This window comes from Klebsiella sp. WOUb02 (genome assembly GCF_050058015.1).
Lineage (GTDB): Bacteria > Pseudomonadota > Gammaproteobacteria > Enterobacterales > Enterobacteriaceae > Klebsiella.
The window spans coordinates 2,375,382-2,396,923 of record NZ_CP170110.1; the positions used below are offsets into that span (position 1 = coordinate 2,375,382).

At 54.6% G+C, this 21,542-nt stretch carries 16 protein-coding genes, 1 tRNA gene and 4 pseudogenes; 8 read left to right on the forward strand and 13 right to left on the reverse strand.

The window, feature by feature from the left end; genetic code table 11:
* Positions 1-388 precede the first annotated feature (388 nt).
* The gene (locus ABOC21_RS18355) at positions 389-1,042 is read left to right on the forward strand and encodes a hypothetical protein (RefSeq protein WP_426812804.1); all 654 of its coding nucleotides are present in this window, start codon (positions 389-391) and stop codon (positions 1,040-1,042) included.
* Here ABOC21_RS18355 and ABOC21_RS18360 read toward each other — a convergent pair.
* The 10 genes and pseudogenes from ABOC21_RS18360 to ABOC21_RS18405 all read right to left on the reverse strand — a co-directional run bounded on the left by ABOC21_RS18360 (position 1,005) and on the right by ABOC21_RS18405 (position 12,101).
* Entirely contained in the window at positions 1,005-1,625 is a 621-nt protein-coding gene (locus ABOC21_RS18360) for an ABC transporter permease subunit (protein ID WP_426812805.1), read from the reverse strand. The two genes, ABOC21_RS18355 and ABOC21_RS18360, sit on opposite strands and share 38 nt — an antisense overlap.
* A complete protein-coding gene (locus ABOC21_RS18365) occupies positions 1,625-3,115 on the reverse strand; it encodes a xylulokinase (RefSeq protein WP_426812806.1) in 1,491 nt (496 codons plus the stop codon). The genes ABOC21_RS18360 and ABOC21_RS18365 overlap by 1 nt, the downstream gene beginning before the upstream one ends.
* A 90-nt stretch (positions 3,116-3,205) precedes the next feature.
* On the reverse strand, positions 3,206-3,991 hold the full coding sequence (locus tag ABOC21_RS18370; protein WP_426812807.1) for a DeoR/GlpR family DNA-binding transcription regulator: 786 nt from the start codon (positions 3,989-3,991) through the stop codon (positions 3,206-3,208).
* 174 nt (positions 3,992-4,165) lie between these two features.
* Positions 4,166-5,404 carry an NAD(P)/FAD-dependent oxidoreductase gene (locus ABOC21_RS18375; RefSeq protein WP_426812808.1) on the reverse strand — a complete coding sequence of 413 codons (1,239 nt, stop codon included), beginning with the start codon at positions 5,402-5,404 and terminating at the stop codon, positions 4,166-4,168.
* Positions 5,394-6,788, reverse strand: a complete 1,395-nt coding sequence (locus tag ABOC21_RS18380; RefSeq protein WP_426812809.1) for an NAD(P)/FAD-dependent oxidoreductase — start codon at positions 6,786-6,788, stop codon at positions 5,394-5,396. Before ABOC21_RS18380 ends, ABOC21_RS18375 begins: the two co-directional genes overlap by 11 nt.
* Positions 6,785-7,732, reverse strand: a complete 948-nt coding sequence (locus ABOC21_RS18385; RefSeq protein WP_426812810.1) for an ABC transporter permease — start codon at positions 7,730-7,732, stop codon at positions 6,785-6,787. The genes ABOC21_RS18380 and ABOC21_RS18385 overlap by 4 nt, the downstream gene beginning before the upstream one ends.
* Positions 7,733-7,775: 43 nt before the next feature.
* Complete coding sequence (locus tag ABOC21_RS18390) at positions 7,776-8,660, reverse strand: ATP-binding cassette domain-containing protein (protein WP_426812811.1); 885 nt, start codon at positions 8,658-8,660, stop codon at positions 7,776-7,778.
* A 132-nt stretch (positions 8,661-8,792) separates the two neighbouring features.
* Positions 8,793-9,221, reverse strand: a complete 429-nt coding sequence (tnpA, locus tag ABOC21_RS18395; protein WP_426812394.1) for an IS200/IS605 family transposase — start codon at positions 9,219-9,221, stop codon at positions 8,793-8,795.
* A 47-nt stretch (positions 9,222-9,268) separates the two neighbouring features.
* Positions 9,269-10,918, reverse strand: a complete 1,650-nt coding sequence (locus ABOC21_RS18400; protein WP_426812812.1) for an ATP-binding cassette domain-containing protein — start codon at positions 10,916-10,918, stop codon at positions 9,269-9,271.
* A gap of 46 nt (positions 10,919-10,964) precedes the next feature.
* Positions 10,965-12,101 (reverse strand): annotated as a pseudogene (locus ABOC21_RS18405) (sugar ABC transporter substrate-binding protein).
* 300 nt (positions 12,102-12,401) lie between these two features.
* On the opposite strand from ABOC21_RS18405, the pseudogene ABOC21_RS18410 reads away from it, so the two are divergent.
* A pseudogene (locus tag ABOC21_RS18410) lies at positions 12,402-12,680 on the forward strand (tyrosine-type recombinase/integrase); the annotation flags it as partial.
* 239 nt (positions 12,681-12,919) lie between these two features.
* Here the strand turns inward: ABOC21_RS18410 and ABOC21_RS18415 are convergent.
* Both ABOC21_RS18415 and ABOC21_RS18420 read right to left on the reverse strand, forming a co-directional pair.
* Positions 12,920-13,920 (reverse strand): annotated as a pseudogene (locus ABOC21_RS18415) (LacI family DNA-binding transcriptional regulator).
* Positions 13,921-13,990: 70 nt separating this feature from the next.
* Positions 13,991-14,545 (reverse strand): D-lyxose/D-mannose family sugar isomerase, encoded by a 555-nt coding sequence (locus ABOC21_RS18420; RefSeq protein ID WP_426812813.1) that lies wholly within the window; start codon positions 14,543-14,545, stop codon positions 13,991-13,993.
* Positions 14,546-14,776: 231 nt separating this feature from the next.
* Here ABOC21_RS18420 and ABOC21_RS18425 point away from each other — a divergent pair, with 231 nt between their 5' ends.
* The 6 genes and pseudogenes from ABOC21_RS18425 to ABOC21_RS18450 all read left to right on the forward strand — a co-directional run.
* Positions 14,777-15,811 carry an NAD(P)-dependent alcohol dehydrogenase gene (locus tag ABOC21_RS18425; protein WP_426812814.1) on the forward strand — a complete coding sequence of 345 codons (1,035 nt, stop codon included), beginning with the start codon at positions 14,777-14,779 and terminating at the stop codon, positions 15,809-15,811.
* 4 nt (positions 15,812-15,815) lie between these two features.
* Positions 15,816-17,333: a xylulokinase gene (gene xylB / locus ABOC21_RS18430; RefSeq protein ID WP_426812815.1), complete on the forward strand. Its 1,518-nt coding sequence runs from the start codon at positions 15,816-15,818 to the stop codon at positions 17,331-17,333.
* A complete protein-coding gene (locus ABOC21_RS18435; protein ID WP_426812816.1) occupies positions 17,330-18,835 on the forward strand; it encodes a sugar ABC transporter ATP-binding protein in 1,506 nt (501 codons plus the stop codon). The genes xylB and ABOC21_RS18435 overlap by 4 nt, the downstream gene beginning before the upstream one ends.
* 74 nt (positions 18,836-18,909) lie before the next feature.
* The gene (locus tag ABOC21_RS18440; RefSeq protein WP_426815532.1) at positions 18,910-19,887 is read left to right on the forward strand and encodes an ABC transporter permease; all 978 of its coding nucleotides are present in this window, start codon (positions 18,910-18,912) and stop codon (positions 19,885-19,887) included.
* A gap of 32 nt (positions 19,888-19,919) precedes the next feature.
* Positions 19,920-20,927 (forward strand): substrate-binding domain-containing protein, encoded by a 1,008-nt coding sequence (locus ABOC21_RS18445; RefSeq protein ID WP_426812817.1) that lies wholly within the window; start codon positions 19,920-19,922, stop codon positions 20,925-20,927.
* 191 nt (positions 20,928-21,118) lie between these two features.
* Positions 21,119-21,399: pseudogene (locus ABOC21_RS18450) on the forward strand (integrase); the annotation flags it as partial.
* A 15-nt stretch (positions 21,400-21,414) separates the two neighbouring features.
* On the opposite strand, the gene ABOC21_RS18455 reads toward ABOC21_RS18450, so the two are convergent.
* Positions 21,415-21,491 (reverse strand) — tRNA-Arg (locus ABOC21_RS18455).
* Positions 21,492-21,542 lie beyond the last annotated feature (51 nt).

Below are 21,542 nucleotides of genomic sequence, written 5' to 3' on the forward strand. Positions count from 1 at the left end.
GGCAGTTAGTTTCAGGCTGCGGCGCGGCTGCCGATAATTACTTTGTCCGGGTCCTTTTTTTGCGCCTCAGCAGGCTCAGGGAACCCTCCTCCACCGCGATAAGCCGTGGCATTTAGAGTCGAGCGGCGAACAATAAACGGCATTGAACCAAGGATTATGAGCCTGTATCTTTAATCAACATGGACAGTAAGCCAGCTAACGTTGCTGGCGCTTAAAGGGGCTGGCCGCCCTGGCCGGCGTTGTGGATAACGGGAATAATTCCGTTGCTATGGACGAAATAAATGGAGTTAGCCTGTGAGTGACGTCACTTCAGCAGCAAATAACCTCTCCGCCTTTATTAGCGATGAATCATTAAAGCTTTTTTTGGGGGGTGCTTGTCCCGGGCATCATGAAGTACGCCTTCATTGGGCTACGAAAATTTTTTGATATTCAGCCCGCAGAAAAAATGGCGGTGACTGAAAAACGGTCAAAAACCCTTGCTAATATAGCGGGCATGGTTAATGAGAAATTAACCGATGCCAGCCAAAACACCATAAAAGCGCTCTATGAAACTATCGGGATGTACTATCCCATCTCAATCAATGAGCGCCTGCTGACATTTTTGCGAGAAAATAGCATCTCTTATGATGACCGGGACTTCCGGGCTTTTATCAAGACACCGCTCTCCCCTGGCGTTCAAAGTGCCTCAGTGAGTCTTTACAACGTCAGATATAGAAAAGAGAGGAAACAACGAATCGTATTTTCCGTGATTTGTTTTTTGATATTATTTGTCACTTTCATGCTCTTTGCTGGCATGGCCAAAAGCAGCGCAGGCCCGGATAAAACATTCTTCACCGTCATGGCCATAGTCTTTTATCTGCTTAACTTCATCTTTGTTTTTTTCATTATGAATGAATTTGAACGCTTCCGGAGGGCACGGCAGTTTTATAAAAAGTTTGCCCCCTGGCTTAAGCAAAAAATCCATCAAGAGGATGCCGACGCGGCAGCGCCATCGCAGCAAGGGATCAGGATCGCCGCCGGAACTGCACCATCCGGTCAATAACGATCGCGCAGATCAGGATCGCCAGCCCCGCCAGAATGCCTTTCCCCTGGGCGGCGTACTGCAGCGCGGAAAGGACATCCTCACCTAACCCTTTTGCGCCGATCAGCGCGGCAATCACCACCATCGACAGGCTCATCAGCACCGTCTGGCTGACGCCCGCCAGAATCGCCGGGCGGGCAATCGGCAAATCGACTTTAAATAGCATAAACCCTCGCCCGGCGCCAAAAGCCAGGGCCGCCTCCCGCACCGAGGGCGGAACGTTGGCAATTCCAAAGGCCGTCTGGCGAATCACTGGAGCAATGCCGAAGATGATGGTGGCAATAATCCCGGCGGTCTTGCCGATACCAAACAGGGCAATGATCGGGATCAGGTAGACGAAAGCGGGCGTGGTTTGCATAAAATCGAGGATCGGTCGGATAACGGAGGCCACGCGCCGGCGATAGCCGCTCCAGGGCTGTCCGGCAAAATGCTGTCTGACTTCGGCCCCCTGGTAAATACCGTTTTGTTGCCAAAATGCTAGTGTCGATTGTTGCGGGTTGAATGAGTTACTTTCCTGCCTAAATTCAGTAATCAGCACTTTCATTAGTGTTCACCATTCAGTTGATTATAAATATCTTTCAACGCCGGATAGAGCTGCATATAGATAGCGTAATTTTTTTGATAAACATCCCGCCAGGCAGGATTGGGCGTAAATATTTGCCGGGAAGAGCTCCGTTGGGCGAGCGTCGCGACCTCTTCATGCCAGCCCAAGGCTTGAGCTGCGCAGTAATAGGCGCCCAGGGTGCCGCTATAGCGAGGAGAGGCCGGGACTTCTACGCGAATTTGCAGGATATCGGCAAGCATTTGCATCCAGACCGCGCTCATTGCCCCGCCGCCGACAACGCGAATACTTTCGCGAGATTGACCGGTCAGCTTTTCTAATGTCGCCATATTATGGCGGTGGGTGAAGCAGACGCTTTCCATCATGGCGCGGACCATATGACGGCGATCGTGGCGCGTCGTAAGATTGAGAAATAAGCCTTTGGCATTTTTGGCAAAAGGAGTGAGCTCTCCGGTGAGCCAATGGGCCGCGATAAGCCCTTCACAGCCCGGAGGGATTTGGCTCACCTCTTGCTGAATAAACCGGTAGATGTCATGACCCATCTGCTCACGTTCGACGCGGTAAACCTGCTCAATAATCCACTCCAGCGCTAAGCACCCGGTTTGTAGCGGATAGACGGCGCCTTCCTGCTGCGCATTGATCGAAAAATAGAGTGGCGCGGCAAGCTGCGAACGCTGCCGGATGACGTTTACCAGCCATGATGATGTGCCAAAATAGACATGGGCGTCATTCAGCTGTGATTTGTCCGCTCCCCAGGTGATGGCCACCAGATCGCCAAAACCGCTGATAACCGGAATACCGCTGGCGATACCCAGCTGCCGCGCCGCGCGGGGGGTCAGAGAGCCAACGGTGTCGGTTGCCGCGCGGGCCGGGGGAAATTTATCGATATCCCCTGTTAGGTTCGCCGCCTCAAGAATCGATTGATACCAGGCGTGTAGTTGCGGATTCTCAGAACGAATAAAGTCATCCGAAGGTTCGGTATACAGTTTGCCGGTCGCGCGAAATTTAAAGTAGGTATTTAGGCCGACGATATGCGCCGTACGCTGCCATAGCGCGGGGTGCCGCTCTTTTAGCCACATCAACCGCGGCCAGTACTCCTGGCCGCTACCGACAACCTGACCGAGAGTATGATTCAGCCGCTCAGACTGCTCATGGGCACGAGCATCCATCCAGATAATGCTGTTATGCAGCAGGCGCCCCTGGGAATCGAGCGCGATAATGTTTTTCCACGGCGCAACAAAAATCAGCGCGCTGATTTCACTGCTGCTCACTCCGCTACGATCGATCACCTGCCGGCTGGCAACGCAAATTTGTTGCCAGATTTCATCAGGATCCTGTTCAGCCCACCCTGGCTGCGGGTGCGAAACGCGATAGCTCGCACTGCCTTCGGCCACGATGTCACCCGCCCGATTTATCAAGGCTGCTTTCAGGGAGGTCGTTCCAATATCAAATGTCATGATGTGGTTATGCATCAGGCCTCCGCTAATCAATGGGCTGTTTTGGATACACGCTTCTCTTACCTCACCTTTCCGGCCGGTGACTATCTCTACGCTAAATTCGCCTTAGCCCTCTTTTGCTCCCTGTACCGCGGCGTTAAAGATTTCAACGCCCGCATCGCTCAGGGCGGCCTGTAAGCCGGGCTCAGGATCCCCGCTGGTGATAATGCGATCGACCTTATCCAGAGGACACACGGTGAACAGCGCCGTGCGCCCAAGCTTACTGCTATCCGCCAGAACCGTGACCTGATCGGCTTTGGCAACCATGGTCCTGGCGATTTCAGTCTCCTCCAGGTCATAGTCCATTACGCCATGAGTATCCAGAGCACCAACGGTTATGACGGCGTGCGTGGCCTGGAACTGCTTGATTTGCTCCACGGCGATGGGCCCGATGTTTTCTGCTTCTTCTTCGCGGTACTGACCGCCAATCAGGAAAACGCGGTGATTGCGATCGCTGCCGGCAAATATCTGGGTAATAGATACCGAATTGGTCAGAACGGTGAGTTCGGTGGTGCTGATGGCCAGTTCACGGGCAAATGCCAGGGTCGTGGTACCCGTATCAATAAAGAGCGACTCTCCCTGGTGAAATAAGGTTGCCGCAAACTGAGCAATCATCTTTTTTTCATGGGCGCTTTCCGTCAGTCGGGTGCTAAATTTGCCCTCGTGCAGGGTATCGAGAGAGGTTGCGCCGCCATGAAATTTACGCAGTTGTCCGCTAATGGCTAAATCCGTTAAATCCCGGCGGATCGTTTCTCGCGAAGTGCTGAATTTTTCCGACAGAAAATCTACGGTGACTTTTCGCTTTTCATTCACCAGCGCGAGGATTTCGGTGCGTCGCTGCTCAGGCCGCATAATCAATAACTCCTGGAAAATAGTGCAATAAAAATGAGCAAGTCCCATCGCGCCTGCCATCCGTTTTCGTGATGGCCGCGCGTATGTGCAGAGCAGAACTCTGGGCCACGGTGTTTAATATCATATTTGCTTCAGCTTAATAAGCGTGGCCATTATTTTCATAAGCTAAGCCGGTTACTCTTTATTTTTTAGGGCAATCGTAATCGGTTCAGCAGAGTGCAAATTTTTCAGCTGCGATAGTGGAATAAGGATCCGTCTCTCCGGCAACAGGCTCCTTTTTTTCTGCCAAAGAATCTGCCCCTGCTGAATCAGCTGCAGTTCACCCTGTACGGGCTTCCGGACGCGAAGCTGGAGCCTGTCGATCCCCTGACCAATATCCCTGCTGACGATACGCTGTGGTAGCAGCCATTTGATCGCCTCATCGCCGCTCTGCAGTGCGATATCCGCGGGTGGAGCCGCGTTTTCCGCAGCGAGATCGCTGGCGACCATTTCGCCGACCAGTTTTCCTTCACGGAAAGACCAGCCTGCGGTTTCCAGGGCTCTTAACATATTGCCTGTCGCATAGTAGGTAGGGTCGCTGCAGCGGCCGAACTGATCGATCTCAGGACCGCCGGTCGCGGGATCCAGGCGCAGATGGCTGGCGCGAATGAGGGCCGAATCAGGAATAAATTGTCCGGTAAATAACACGCCGTCACAGGAGATATCGCGCTCAACGCCTCGCTGGCGTATACGGACCGACTCTACCCGTTTTACCCCGTCGATATGCACAATCTCACATTGATAATTTACCGGTACCCCCAGCAGGCGGGGTAGCAGCATAAAGGGACGCCGGGTGGTAGGACGGCCGTGGCTCTCGACCATGGCGACCGGTTTAATTCCCGCGTGGCGACAGGTCAGCAGCGCGGAGAGCGACACCAGCTCCGTCCCGACAATTAAGGGCCGTTTAAACGGCTGTAGCCCCCGGAGATAGACCCAGGATTGTAATGCTCCGGTATTCATTATGCCCGTTGGGCGATCGCCGGAGACCAATAGTGCGGAACGCGGCGATTCACGTACGCCGGTAGCCATAATGATGCGCCGGGCCTGGAGTTGCTGCATCCCCTCCGCGGTACTGACCACCAGCGTCGCGTTGGGTTCAATACTGACAACCGTGGTATTGGCCATCACCTCAACGTTGTGAGCTTTCGCCAGCTGGGCTAAACGTCGCGCATATTCACTTCCCTGCAACACACGGCCGAACTCGCGCATACCGAAAGGCGAGTGGCCGCAATGGCGAGGTATGCCGCCGACTTCAGGTTCCCGTTCAAGAACAATGACCCGGCCAACGTTCTGGCGTTTCAGCGCCACCGCAGCCGCAATACCGGCTGGACCGCCGCCAATAACGAATACATCGGCAACTATATTATTCTTCATCGACGTCCCCTGTTATCAATAAATCGCCCCACTTTTCGCGACTCAATTCAGCGACGCGGCTACTGCAGTAAAAACCCTGGCAGCGCCCCATACAGGCCCGCGTTCTTCTTTTTAATCCCCCAAGATCTCTTGCCGGAAGCTGGCCGCTTAATGCCGCGTCGATTTCACGACGCGTGACTCGTTCACAGTGACAAACCATCTCGTCGTTGCCGGGTTGCTGCCAGTCGCGTGGTAAATGTTCGGCGAGGTTAGGAACGGGATGACAAACGGGCTCAGCTAAAGGCGTCAGGTTTTTGCCTGGACGATCGCTATACAGGTCAAATAAGTGTGCGGCGAGACCCAGCGCGGCGGTCAGACCGGTCGAGCGAATCCCTCCCGCCGCAAGGTAACCCTTTTCCGCATCATGATAGAGGCGATATTCTTTGCGCTCTGTGGCCGGACGAAGCCCGGCATAAACTGCGGTGACGGGCACATCAGACAAGGCAGGGATAAGCGAAACGGCTTTCGCAATCAGCTGTTCTAGCGTCTCTTTTTCAACCGTCGCGTGCTGCCGGTCATCCTGCTCTTCCGCGGTCGGGCCCACCAGCAGATTGCCAAAAATGGTTCTGACCAGCACAATCCCTTTCGTGCGTTCACTCGGTACCGGCAGCAGTATGGTGCTTAGCAGGCGCGAAGCCACTTTATCAAAGACCACGAACTGCCCCTTGCGGGGTTTGATGGTAAAGCGCGATTGGCCCAGCAGCAGGGTTTCGACTTTATCGCCCCACACCCCGGCGCAGTTGATCGCGGTCGCGGCGCGAAACTCACCCTGATTGGTGGTTAACAGCCAGCAATTTTCCTGGCGTACTGCCGATAGCAATTCCGTATTGCACATCACCACGGCGCCGTTATCAACCGCCTGGCGTAGATAGGCAAGGGGCGCGCTCCAGGGATCGATCACATGCTCCCCGGGAACTAAGAGCCCGCCTAAAACATGCGGCGCGAGCTGAGGCTCTCGTTCCAGTAGCTGCTTGCGATCGAGCATTTCTACGTCGTTGACGCCGTTTTGTTTAGCTTGCGCCATGATGTCAGGCAGGCGGCGAAATTCATCTTCATCCCAGGCGGCAACCACGGCTCCGGTATGTAATATCGGCAGGTTAAGCCGTTCCCGGATAGCCTGATATTCGCGATACCCCCTTTGCATACAGGCGAGTTCGTCGCTGTTAACCGGGGCATCGAATCCGGTATGTAAGATAGCGCTGTTGGCTTTGCTGGCGCCGGAGAGAATATCGCTACCCTTTTCAATCAGGAGAACGGTGGCGCCTTCGAGGACAAAGCGGCGCGCGACCGCGCAGCCGACCACGCCTGCACCGACAACCACGACATCAAAGTTTATCCCTTTCATTGAGTTACCTGCTTACGCTGCAAACGGAAATAGTTGATGCACCGATCGAGAAGGAGAATGCCGATGATGATTGCCCCTTTATAGAGATCGAGACTTGAGGGGTCGACGCCGAGGATACGCAGCGCGCCGGTGAGTAAACTGATGATCAACGCTCCGCAAACCACCCCGCTAACGTAGCCGCGACCGCCAAACAGGCTGGTCCCCCCAATCACCGCCGCCGCGATGGCATCCAGCAGGAGGTTTACACCGCCAACGTTAGGATTCACCACCGGGACGCGGGAAATAAACACCACGGCCGTCATAAAAACAAACACCGATGAAAGCGCAAATACCCCAATTTTCTGTTTTACGACGGAGATGCCGGCGAGTTCCGCTCGTTCCAGCGACGATCCGACCGCATAGGTTTTCAGACCAAATGCCGTGCGGCGGGAAATCCAGGCACATAGCAAAGCGGTGATGCCAACAAAGATGACGGTGGGCGGTAGCCCCCATGAAGAGGTAAAGGCGCCGAAGCGACGTAGCACGGGATTCATCACCAGGATGGTGCCGGTTTTCGCCACCATTAAGGTGGCCCCCTGCAGAATCAGCATCGTGGCTAAAGTGGCAATAAAAGAGGGTAACTTTAAAACAGCGACCATTACCCCGTTAAAGACTCCAAATGCCAGGCACGCCAGCAGCCCAATCAGCAGGGTTGGAATTAATTCCGTCCCCGATGACAGCAATGTTCCCATGGTCACCGCGCAAAATGAGACTAAGTGACCGGCAGATAAATCAATTTCGCCGGTAAGCAGGATCCAAAACAGGCCTAATCCCATCAGCGCAATGGTGGTTGCCTGTAACATCACGATGACGAGATTGTTTAATGAAACGATCCTGTTATCTACCGCCGCGAAGAGCAGCAGTAAAACGATCAGCAGCAGTATCGGTGCCAGGTTCAACACCATGCCTATCCATGAATGCGATGATTTCATGATGATTTCTTCCTGTTTAAACGTATTTAAAGGCCAGGCTCATCACCTGCTCTTCCGTGGCGCCCCGGGGAAGTTCCCCGGCAATCCGTCCTTTACTGAGGACAATGATTCTGTCAGCCACGCCAAGCGCTTCGGGAAGCTCGCTGGAAACCATCAAAATGCCCATTCCCTGCTGTTTTAATTGCGCAATGAGATTGTGAATTTCAAATTTAGCGCCGACATCAACCCCGTTAGTGGGTTCATCCAGCAACAACAAACGTGAGTTGGTTGCCAGCCATTTACCAATGACGATTTTTTGCTGATTACCGCCCGATAAACTGCTCACCGGATTCTCGGGATCCGCAGGACGGACGCCGAGTTGGGCAATCAGCTGCTTCGCTAATTTATCGATGGCTGACCGGCGCAGGATGCCAACGAAGCTGTTATGCAAAATCCAGCGAAGAGAAAGGTTATCCTTCAGAGACATACAGCCGATGAAACCTTCTTTATGGCGATCTTCAGGAACATAGGCGACGCCTAATTGGCTGGCTCTGCGGGCATGTCCAGAAGTGATTTGCGATTGATCAACGCGTATCGTCCCGTGATGAAAATGGTCTAAGCCCGCGATGCAGCGCATTAACTCTGTACGACCGCTGCCCATCAGTCCTGTCAACGCCACCAGCTCGCCTCGTTTGACGGAGATATTGATATTCTGTAGCAGACTGCCCATTGAGAGATCTTCAATACTGAGCAAGGTGTCGCCAGGTTCTGCCTGACGCCAGGGGAAAACGTTGCCGATATCACGGCCCACCATCATGTTGATTAACGCAGCCTCTGTTGTTTCAGGTAGCGTGGCCTCGCCCACTTTTTGTCCATCCCGCAGCACCACGGCGCGACTGGCGAGGGTATAGATCTCCTGCATTTTGTGTGAGATATAGAGAACGCAGCAGCGTCTTTTCAACAGGCGTGCAGTAAGTATCCTCCGGCAGAGCCGGAGGCTTTAGGGTGAGCGCCTCAAAGGCGCCGACAAACCATGAGCCGCCCAGGGCGGCTGCTATACGTTCAGTTTCATTTGATCGTATCGTTCGTCTTCTCTCTCCTGGTTGCGTATGTACGCCCTGACCGTGGCTTCATCCAAACCAACGGTTGAAACGAAATAACCTCGAGCCCAGAAAACTTCACCGGTGAAGTTTTTACCTCTGCCGAAGTGTCGTGCTATCGCTATCGCACTTTTTCCCTTCAGATAGCCGACTACTGTCGATACCGAGTACTTTGGCGGTATGCTGATGCACATGTGGACATGATCGCGCATCAGATGCCCCTCCAGAATCTGACAGCCCTTCTGGCTCGCAAGCTCGTGGAATATTTTTCCCAACTCATGCCGCAGCGCACCATATAACCGCTGCTTCCGGCGTTTAGGGATATAAACCACGTGATATTTACAGTCCCATTTCGTATGGCTTAAGCTCTGATAGTCTCTCATCACGAATCCTCATCTCTTGGCGGAGATTTCAGATTCGCGCGACTGACTTAAAGGTCAAACCTTTCGGAGTCCCCCGGCAAAGCCGGGGGTTTACCGGATTTAATTAATAAATAGAGCTGATCGCGTTCAGGATTCGTTAGCGCGCTGGTCGGTTCGTCCATCACAATCAGCCAGGCATCTGCCATCATGGCTTTTGCCACTTCGACCATCTGGCATTGCCCAATAGTGAGATCGGCAATTTTGGCATCAGGATTGATTTCCAGCTGTAGCTCAGCGAGCAAGGCGCGGGCCTGTTGCCGCATTGCGCGACGATTAAGCGAAATGCCGAAATATCGCGGCAGCGTCGATTGCGCGAGGGCTAAGTTTTCCGCTACGGTTAATTCAGGAATCAGGCTGAAATGCTGGTGGATGACCGAAATACCCGCCTGGCGGCTATCGGCAGGAGATTTTAAATTGATCCGGGTATTATCCAGCCATATTTCCCCCTCTTCCGGGTGATAGATCCCGGAGAGTATTTTAACCAACGTTGATTTACCGGCCCCATTTTCCCCCATCAAGGCTACAACCTCCCCACGATTGAGCCGCAGCGACACATTGGACAGCGCTTTAACGCCGGGGAAAATCTTTGAGATGCCTTTTAATTCAAAACTGTGTGCCGACTGGACGCTCGCCGCCGCATCAGGATGGGCCGAGCGTTTAGCCGACAGTAAGGATTTAATATTGATATTTTTCAAAAGACTACGCTGACTAAGCAACACCGCAATCAGCACGAAGCCACCGGTGACAAAGTAATTGACCTGCTGGGAGACCTGTAGAAAGGATAGGCCGGTGTTGATCACCCCGAGTAATAAGGCGCCTAAGGCTGTTCCTAATATGGACCCCTGGCCGCCGGCAAGTCTCGCACCGCCAATAATCGCGGCGGTAATCGCGGCAAATTCGAGTCCTAATCCTGCCAAAGGTTGCGCCGATCCCACCCGGCCGGTCGTTAATAGCGCGCCAACGCCCGCGCTGGCGCCCGCAAAGACGTAAATCAGCGTGGTGGTCACGCGCACCGGGATTAATGAAGCATGGGCGGCTTCTGTATTGCCGCCGGTCGCATAGATCCAGCGACCAAATATGGTGCGGCTAAGTAAAAACATCCAAAGTACGGCGAAGAGCGCGGCGATTAATAAGCTGACCGGAATACCGGCGATAGTTGTCTGGCCAAACCAGAGATACAATGCCGAGTCGACGGCAATAGATTGTGAGCCTGAGAAACTGAGGGCGACGCCTCTGGCAAAAGCATAAACCGCCAGCGTGGTCACAAAAGGGCTGATACCAATCAGGCTAATCAGCGTGCCATTTAGCAGGCCAAAACCCGCGCCGATGGCAATCACCACAATAATACCTAACCAGCCAGGAATACCGCTCGACTGCATAATCAAGGCCGTCAAAATGCCGCTCGCAGCCAGGACGCTGCCGACGGAAATATCAATCCCCTTACAAATAATCACCGCCGTCATCGCATACGCGACGATAGCGATAACTGAAGTTTGCTGGCCAATATTTAACAAATTACCCGGCGATAAATAACCCGGCGTCACTATGCCAAAGATAGCAATAGCCATAACAATCAGCATAAATAAAATAATTTCCTGGTTTAATTTTTTACCGTTTAAGCCAGAAAAAAAAGGCAGCGACTTACGATTTTGCAACATAACGGAATACTCCAAAGCTCGGCTATGCACCGAGCTACGGTTTATTTTATTTTTCAGAGACCGTCATGGCAGAATCAGGCTTCGACGGCGCCATTTCAGCACGATAATCTTTCGCGACGATTGCGGCTTTTTCTGGCGTGATATAAGGGAAAGTCAAACCTTTAGCTTTTAATTCTCCGGCCGTTTTATCCGTGGTGACAAAATAGGTTGGCATGTATAAATCAACCGGATACTTCGCGCCTTTGACGAGACGCGCCGCCACGGCAATATTCCAGTACCCGACACGAGATGCCCCGTTTAATACATCAACGACGTTCGAACCATCGCTGACATAAGGGAACATTTCGGGGTCGCCTTCATAGCTGACAAAGGAGATCTGGCGACCGTTTGAATCAGCAATCGTTTTTGCCGCGACGCAAATCGAATCAGCAAAACAACCGACGCCTTTCAGGTTCGGGTAGGTTGAGAGCCAGGTTTGCATAGCATCCGCGGAACGCGAGCTGTCCCAGTTTGTGGCCTCGACACCGACCAGTTTAATGCCCGGAAATTCTTTACTCATCACATCGCGAAAGGCTTTTTCCCGCGTATCGGAGACATATACCCATGATACTTCAAGTTGCAGGATGGTAGCACTCCAACAACTTACCTCCTACTTCGACCTTGGGTTCAGGCTCCAGCAACTTGAAGTATCATGGGTATAGTTGCCTTTGCCGCCAATCAGTAATGCGACTTCACCCTGACCGCCAAGTTTTTGACCCAATGCGCGGGCAACGGTACTCATGTTTGAATAATCGGGATACAGCGTATTGTAATTCCAGTTACCGTCGACTTTATTACCCATCGCAATAACCGGAATATTTTTTGCTTTTGCCTTTTGCACCGCGGTGGCAATAGCGGCGCGGTCCAGCGGATCGACCAAAATGATATCAACGCCCTGATTGACAAAGTTTTCAATATTGGAGATTTCTTTTTCAAGGCTCCCTTCGGAGCCTTGCCAAATAACTTTAACGCCATAATCTTTCGCCGCTTCATCACCTGCTTGCCTCATACGGACAAAAAATGAGTTTTGCAGATCAATGGCAACTACACCGACAACGGGTTCTTTCTCAGCCGCGAAGGCCGGTGTTGATGCTAATAAGGCCAACATTACAGCGCCGGCAATACCTGTTTTCTTCACAAACATGTTTACCCCTTGCTTGAAATTACGACATCACTGAAATGAAAAACTCATACCTGGTCGGGTAATGAGTGGCGATAAAAAAACACAGCTAACGACCGAAAGGTAATTCACCACCAACCGAACAGTCAATTTAAATGTAGCAAAACAGTGATCCAAACGTTGATTTTTTGGATTTATCAAGATTCGATTAATTTTAACCAATTGAAATTAATCATTAAAAAATAAAAACCAGGACGCCATATGATTTTTGACTGAATGGTCATAACCTAACGCAATGGTTAGCGTAAATCGCTCAACGCGCATGAAGCAGGTATTGAAGGCTTGCGTTTTTATGGCCTGAGACACACCAGAGCCGGCAGGTTAATTCAGTCCGGCGTTCCGCTTTCATTACTGCAGGAAATGGGTGGCTGGGAAAACATTGCGATGGTACGCCGCTATGCTCGTCTTGCGGCGAATCATTTAACGGAGCATGCGCGGAAGATTGAGGTAATTTTTGGCGCCTGCAGGATTCGAATAGATACCTTTCCCCTTTGTTATTGCTGGTTTTTTCTTCGTTCGAAAAACGTCGGCGCCCCCAATTAGCCTCCCACGCATTTCGCTGAAAACTTAAGCGATTTCGAATCGGTAGAGTGTTAGCAATACATTAGCTAAGCGGTGATTTTGAACAATCCGTCGGCCAGCTGACGCAGTTTTGTACGTCAACATAGCGAGTTGATGACAATATTGGGCTGGCGTTTCTGCCGGGTGGCGGCCAGAACCGCCCCCGGAATGAAACTCTACAATATCATTGTGTTACGTTTCTCCATGCCCGTTCAGGCAACTTAAGGCAGCATTTTACCGCGCACAACCACTTTACCCGGCTTGCTCTCCGGGTCCGTCACCCGACGAATCGCCAGATTCAGAGCCTGCCAGGCGATCTCCTGCAGATCGTGAGAAACGCAGGGGAAATGGAAGCCGTAGCTCCCGGCGTGGGAGACTTCATCAATGCTGAACAGAGAGAGCTGTTGCTTAAGATCTAATTGATGCTCAAGACAGGCTTTGATAATCCCCAGCGAAATCTGGTTATTACAGCCGACGAAAAAATCCGGCGCCGGGTTGTTCGCCAACCAACGGCTGGTCTCCTGCCACGCGATATCCATAAAGAAATCCGCATACAGAACTTCGAAATATTCGACTTTCCCCAGCAGCGCCGCCTGTAGACCCGTCACCCTCTCCCGGGCGACATTGGAGTTTTCCGGCCCGGAGACCACCACCACGCGCTGCGCTTTCTGCTCCAGCAGCCAGCGCCCGGCCTGCAGCCCGCAGTCGAGGTTATCAATATAGACCCCGCTACAGTGGCGATCGTCCACTCCCTGTCCACCAGCACCACCGGAATATTGAGCATTTCCAGCCGCTTGAGATAGGACGGACGATACTGATGATCGTTGGAGATCACCGACAAAATGATGGCATCGACGTTATAGCCGATCAGCTTTTCGATAATCCGATCTTCGCTCTCCTGAGACTCATAGGAGTCGAACACCAGCGTGTCGTAGCCCATCTTTTGCGCTTCAAGGGTGATAAGCCGCGTCAGGCCGCCAAAGAACGGGTTAGCCATATCCGGGTTGACGATCCCGATGGTTTTGCTGGTTTTCGCCCGCAGATTACGCGCGGCAGCATTGACCACATAGCCAAGGCTGGCCGCCGTTTCGCGAATGCGCTGCAGCGTTTCCGGATGCACTTTGTCCGGCTGAGAAAATGCCCGCGAGGCAGTAATTTTACTGACGTTTGCCTGCGCGGCGACGCTAGCCAGCGTCGCCTTCCGTCCACGACCGACTGCCAAATGCAGCTCCTTAGTTAAAACATATCATTTTGTATCATTACGTCATCATGACAGAACTCTCATGCGGATGCTAACACTTTACGCCGGCCAGACGATTTACCCGCGGATCGGTAAAGATATCCAGCTCATCGCGGCTTTCAGAGGAAAACTCCGACACCACCGCCCCCTGCTCTCCGGCCTGGAACCAGTGGCGGGTGTTGGGCGCGATCGTATACTGCTCGCCCGGACGCAGCCGGATGTAGCGATCGCAGGTATACCAGGCCTCGCTGCCTTCCGGAACCCGACAGACCGGCTCGCCGTCGGCGTCATTTAGCGTCAGACTGGGGTCATCGACAAACAGATACACTTCACCCCAACGGCAGCGGAAGGTCTCCTGCTTTCCGGGCGTGCCGGCAAACGGCGGATGCAGATGCTCCGGGCAGGTCTGGCGTGGAAACAGCACCAGCTCTTTCGCACAGTAGCGCGAGGAGTTGATGTAGGTTAGAAGCTGCAGGCCGGAAAGCGGGTAATCCGGCAAGCCAAATGTCGCAATTTCAATACGTTGCTTTTCCTCCTCCGTCAAAACGATCTCAGCTAATTGCAGGAAATGAAGCGTGCGTTGGACGGCATCAGTCGGTGTATTCATCGTATCCTCTGCATTAAAAACGGTATCGGTAACACTGTCGTCAGCATTAAACCCGTCATTAAGGTTTCATTTCCGTGATGTGAATCGCTTCAGTGCGTTACATGCACTCATGATGATTAACATATTTTGAGTATTTTTAACTTCAGTCACAGTTTTCACTTCATATTTACTCCAGGATCGTCGCAACTGAATGATATCGATACCATTAAAATGATTGCAAAGAGAGGTCACATGAAAGCATTAGTGTTGGCAGAAGCCGGTAAAATCGCTATCGAAGATCGCAGCTTTGACGAAGTGCTCGGCGACAACGATGTGCAAATCAAAATTCACTCCGTCGGCATTTGCGGTAGCGACGTGCATTACTATCAGCATGGCCGTATTGGTCCCTTTGTGGTTGAAGCGCCGATGGTACTCGGTCACGAAGCTGCAGGCGTGGTGCTGGCGACGGGTAAAAACGTCACCCACGTTAAAACGGGCGATCGCGTTTGCATGGAACCGGGGATCCCGGATTTTAACTCTGCGCAAACCCGCGCCGGGATCTACAACCTCGATCCGGCGGTTCGCTTCTGGGCTACCCCGCCGATCCACGGCTGCCTGCGTGAAACCGTGATTCACCCGGGCGCATTCACCTTTAAATTACCGGATAACGTCAGCTTTGCCGAAGGCGCCATGGTAGAGCCGCTGGCGATCGGGATGCATGCCGCCACCAAAGCGGGGATCAAGCCCGGCGATATCGCGCTGGTGATCGGCGCAGGACCGATTGGCGTTGTGACCGCGCTGGCGGCGCTCGCAGGGGGCTGTTCCGATGTAATCATCTGCGATCTGTTCGATGAGAAGCTGGCGGTGGCCGCCAACTACGAAGGCCTGCACGCGGTGAATATCAAAACCGGCGATCTGGCAGGCAAAGTGGCCACGCTGACCAGCGGTAACGGCGCGGATATCGTCTTCGAGTGCAGTGGCGCAAAACCGGCAATTGCCACCCTGGCTGAACACGCCGCGCCGGGCGCGACCGCCGTTCTGGTGGGGATGCCGATCGATGCTGCGCCGATGGATATCGTCGCCGCCCAGGCCAAAGAGATCACCTTCAAAACCATTTTCCGCTACGCCAACATGTATCCGCGCACCCTGCGCCTGCTGAGCAGCGGCAAACTGCAGGTACAGCCGCTGATTAGCCAGACCTATAAGTTTGTCGACAGCGTTACCGCCTTCGAACGCGCCGCCGCCGGCCATGCGTCTGATATCAAAATCATGCTGGAAATGGAGTGATCCCATGGCGCTCTATGCTGGCATAGACTGCGGTACGCAGGGGACAAAAGTGGTGATTGTCGACAGCCAACAGGGCGCGATCCTCGGTGAGGGCAGCGCGCCTCACCGCCTTATCAGCGACTCTAACGGACGTCGCGAGCAGGAAGCCGACTGGTGGGTCGAGGCGCTAATCGTGGCCTTCCGCCAGGCGGTTATCCAGGCTCAGGTCGATCCTCTGGATATTCAGGCGCTGGGCGTTTCCGGCCAACAGCATGGTTTCGTGCCGCTGGACGAACAGGGCCACGTATTGCACAGCGTCAAGCTGTGGTGCGACACCGAAACGGCGGAAGAGAACGCCCTGCTGCTGCAACAGCTCGGCGGCGTTGAGGGGTCGCTGGCAAAGCTCGGCCTGATGGTCGCCACCGGCTACACCGCCTCAAAAATTCTCTGGTTTAAGAGCCACCATCCGGCGCTGTGGGCGCGGCTGCATACCGTGCTGCTGCCCCATGACTATCTGAACTTCTGGCTTACCGGCGAGCGGGTTGCCGAGTATGGCGATGCCTCCGGTACTGGCCTGCTTAACGTCCGCACCCGCCAATGGGACAAAGCCACGGTCGACCTTATCGATGACAGCGGCCGTTTGTGGCAAGCGCTGCCGCCGCTGAAAAGCGCAGAGAGCTGCATCGGCACCCTGCGCCCGGAAGCCGCAGCAAAGCTCGGCCTTAGCCCGGCAACCCGAGTCTCTACCGGCGGCGGCGATAATATGATGGCGGCCATCGGCTGCGGCAATATCGCGGCGGGCACGGTCACCATGAGCCTCGGCACCTCAGGTACGCTGTTCGCGTGGTCTGGCGAACCGGTCAGCGCGGAATCCGAAATGATTGCCGGCTTCTGCTCCAGCACCAACGGCTGGCTGCCGCTGATTTGTACCATGAACGTCACTTCGGCCACTACCGCTGTCCAGACGTTGCTGAACGAGGATATCGCCGGTTTCAACGCCCTGCTGGCCCAGGCCACGCCGGGCGCGGGCGGCGTCGAGATGCTGCCGTTCTTCAACGGCGAACGGGTTCCGCAGCTGCCGCACGCTCGCGCCAGCCTGCATAACCTCGATAGCGATAACTTTACCCGCGCCAACCTTTGCATGGCGGTGGTGGAGAGCGCCACCTACGGCCTGCGCTGCGGCATCGAACTGTTCCGCCGTCAGGGCATTGACCCGCGCGAAATCCGTCTTACCGGCGGCGGCGCGCGCAGCGCCGGCTGGCGGCAGATTGTTGCCGATGTGATGGGCTGCCCGGTGGTCTGTTTAAGCGTCAAAGAGGCCGCAGCTCTCGGCGGAGCGATTCAGGCAATCTGGGCCACCAGCCTGGCGGATCGTCCCGGACAGGATGCCCGCGCCCTGCTGGCCGAACTGTGCCAGCGCTTTGTCGCGCTGGACCCGGCAACCTACACCCGACCTGACGCCAGCCGTCAGGAACAGTACGAAGCACTTTATCAACGGTATCTACAACGCCTGCAGCGGACTTATCCGGAGGTACAACTGTGACGCGCGATCCGCATACCCAACAGCCCGCTTATCTGCTGGAAGTCACCGGGGTCAGGAAAGCTTTTGGCCCGGTAGTGGCGTTGAAGAATGCCGAATTCTGCCTGCGCCGCGGTTCCATTCACGCGCTGTGCGGCGGCAACGGCGCGGGCAAATCGACGTTTCTCAGCATTCTGATGGGCTTTATTCAGCCCGACGGCGGCGACATCTTTATTAACGGCCAGCGGCGCGAGTTTCATCATCCTCGCGAAGCGTTGGAGGCCGGGGTGGCCATCGTTCAGCAGGAGCTGAGCGCCATTCCGGACCTGACGGTGGCGGAGAACATCTGGCTGGGCCGCGAGCCGAAGCGCTTTGGTTTTGTCGATTTCACAACCCTCAATCAGCGCACCACCGCCCTGCTGAAGGAGCTGGAATTCAATATCAGCGCCACGGAGAAGATGCGCAACCTGAGCGTCGCCGAGCAGCAGCTGGTGGAGATCGCCAAGGCGCTGTCCCATGCCAATGCCGACATCATCATCATGGATGAGCCAACCTCAGCGATTGGCGAAGAGGACGCGCAGAAAATCTTCCAGACCATTAAGCGTCTGGCCGCCAAAGGGAAAGGGATCATTTACGTCTCGCATCGCCTGTCGGAGATTTTTCAGATTGCCGACAGCTACACCATCTTCCGCGACGGCACCTATATCCATGAGGGCTATATCGCGGACATCACTCGCGAGCAGCTGATTGAGCACATCATCGGCGGCGAGTACGACAGCGAATTCGCCAAGTTCAACCAGCCTGGCGATGAAGTGATGATGGAGGTGAAGAACCTGCGCTGGCGCAACAAGATCAAGGACATCAGCCTGCAGCTTAAGCGCGGAGAGATCCTCGGCATCTACGGCCTGGTCGGCTCGGGACGCAGCGAGTTTCTCGACCTGGTGTTCGGCATTCAGCACGCCGACAGCGGCACCATCCGGCTGGGAGAGAAAACCCTGGCCCGCCACTCGCCGAAAGAGGCGATCGGCTGTGGTATCGCCTACGTCACCGAGGATCGCAAAGAGACCGGCCTGGTGCTGTGCCGCTCGGTCAGCGAGAACATCAATATTTCATCCTTCGCCGCCATCAGTCGCTCCGGTTTTGTTAACGAAAAACAGGAGCAGGCGCGCACCGAAGAAATGATTAAACGCTTCAACGTCAAAACCCATGATGGCGAGCAGCCGGTAGGCAACCTCAGCGGCGGTAACCAGCAGAAGGTGGTGCTGGGACGCTGGGCGCTGCTCGACCCGGAAGTGCTGCTGCTGGATGAGCCGACCCGCGGGATCGACGTCGGCGCCAAAAAAGAGATCTACCGCTTTATGTCGGAATTCGCCCTGAAAAATAAGGGGATCATCATGGTCTCGTCTGAGCTATCGGAAATTATCGGCATGAGCGATCGCATTTTAGTGTTTCGCGACGGCCAGCTGGCCGGCGAGCTTACCGCCGCCGACGCAACCCAGACCGAATTGATGAAACTCGCGGTTTAACAGAGAGATAAAACATGAACAGTACCCACTCCTTAACACCCGGGATTTCGTTTTTTACCCGTAATAAGCGTCGTATGCACAAGTACGGCATTATCATCGCCTTCTTCGTTCTGTGCCTGATCGTGGCGCTGATTGGCGAATATCAGGTCACCCAGGGAGCCTGGAGCAGCAACTATTTTCTTAGCGATGAAAACATGCTGATCGTTCTGCGTCAGGTGTCGATCAACGGCATCCTGGCGATCGGTATGACCTTTGTCATTATCACCGCCGGGGTGGATCTGTCGGTCGGGTCGGTGCTGGCGCTCAGCGGCATTGTCGCCGCCCGTTTCGCCACCAATAACAGCGGACTGGCGATCGGCGATACCGCCACCGCGGTGATGATGCCGCTGATCGTCGCGCTGGCTATCGGTATCGTCTGCGGGCTGATCAACGGCACCGTCTTATCCCGCTATCGCCTGCAGCCGTTCATCGTCACCATGGGGATGCTGTCTGCCGCCCGCGGTTTGACCATGCTGACCACCAACGGCAACCCGGTTTCGCAGCTCAATAGCGATTTCCGCTGGCTGGGCAACGGCTATGTCGGCGGCATCCCGGTGCCGGTGATCATCTTTATTTTGCTGTTCGCCCTCGCCTGGCTGCTGCTGAATAAAACCATTTTTGGCCGCTACGTTTATGCCGTCGGCGGCAACCCGAAAAGCGCCCGCACCTCCGGAATTAGCGTTATCCGCATCAAGGTGCTGGTGTATACCCTGTGCGGCGCCCTGGCAGGCATCGCGGGGCTGATCCTCACCGCCCGTACCGGTTCGGCGCAGACCAACGCCGGCGCGGGCTATGAGCTCGACGCCATCGCCGCGGTGGTCATTGGCGGCACCAGCATGGCCGGCGGCGTCGGCACCCTGGTGGGGACCTTTTTTGGCGTGCTGATTATCGGGGTGATGAATAACGGCCTCGACCTGCTCGGCGTGCAATCGTACTACCAACAGATTATCAAAGGCGCGCTGATCGTAGTCGCCGTCTTGCTCGACCCATCGCGTAAGCAACAGCGCGATTAATTAAACTGCAACCCCCCTACAGGAGAAGAATAATGAATAAGACCAAAATTGCGTTGTTTGCTTCAGCAATGATGATGGGAAGTCTGGCGGCGGCTCAGGCGGCGCCAGTGAAAATTGCGGTGCTGATGTACGGCAACAAAGCCGAGTTCGTGCAGCTGATGGAGCGCTACGCGAAGGAGCATCCGGCGGTGAAAAGCGGCGAAGCGGTGCTGACGTTCTATGACGGACGTTACGACGCCTCGGTGCAGAACGACCAGGCTGCCACGGCGATTCAGACCCGCGCCGACGCAATTATCGTTAACCCGATGGATTATGAAGCCAACATCGATATCGTCACCAACGCCAATGAGGCGAAAATCCCGGTGGTGGTTACCAACGCGCGCCTGCACACCGACGATATGACCTCGGAAGTGGTCTCTAACGATGAGCTCGGCGGCTATCTGGAAGCCAAAGCGGTGCTGGATAAGCTCGACTGTAAGAACCATAAAGTGAACGTGGTGATTATCGAAGGGCCGAAAGGCGGCAGCGGCGAGATTCAGCGCGGTAAAGGCAACGATAAGGCCATCGCGGAGTGCGGCGCAGGCCAGGTGACGGTGCTGGAGCGTAAGACCGCTAACTGGTCGCGCGCCGAAGCCCAGCCGCTGATGGAGAACTGGCTGCAAAAACATCGCGGCAAAATCAACGGCGTGATTGGTCAGAACGATGAGATGGCGCTGGGGGCGATTGAAGCGATTAAGGGCGCAGGCCTAAACGTCAAAGACTTTGCCATCGCGGGCGTTGACGGCGTCTCCGATGCCATCCACGCGGTACAGGCCGGAGAGATGGTCTCCATCCTCCAGGATGCGAAGGGCCAGATGCAGGGTTCTATCGACGTGGCGCTGCGGGCGGTGAAGGGCGAGAGCTACCAGCCGCAGTCCGAGATCTGGAAGCAGTACGCCAAAGACCTGAAATGGGATGGCGGTACGCAGAAGCACTACTATATTCCGTGGACCGTGGTAACCGCCGACAACGCGCAGCAGTTGCTGGACGCGCGTAAGTAATCACTTTCCCCCGATCTCCCCCCAGCACTTGCCCTGGTAGATGCTGGGGGGAGATATTTTTTCTTTTCATTTCACCTGGTTAATTTATATTCTTAACATCCGCCATCCAGGTGGGTAAATCCCAGGCCTCCCCGGACGCCAATACCGACACATGCCGGTCGTCGTCTCGCGGCTTTTGCACAACGTCGTGTCATCCCAGCCCCGGCAATCGACCGGATAGTTCATTTACACCCGCGGTAAGGTGATGATAACCGTGCATGGAACCCGGCATGTAAGCGGGCCGGCACTGAACACTTCCGTTTTCATTACTGCAGGAAATGGGTGGTGGGAGAGCGTTGAGATGATACGTCGCTATGCGCACCTTGCGCCGAATCATTTAACGGAACATGCGCGGAAGATTGACTGGATTTTTGAGGAAGTTGTCCCAAATATGTCCCACAAGGGAAAATCAGCGGCTGGAGGAAATGGATAACTCATTGAGTTTAAATGGTACGCCCTACAGGGCTCGAACCTGTGACCTACGGCTTAGAAGGCCGTTGCTCTATCCAACTGAGCTAAGGGCGCACTGAGAAGCGGGAGCTTCATGATGTGCAATCGCCGGGAATTATACGGTGC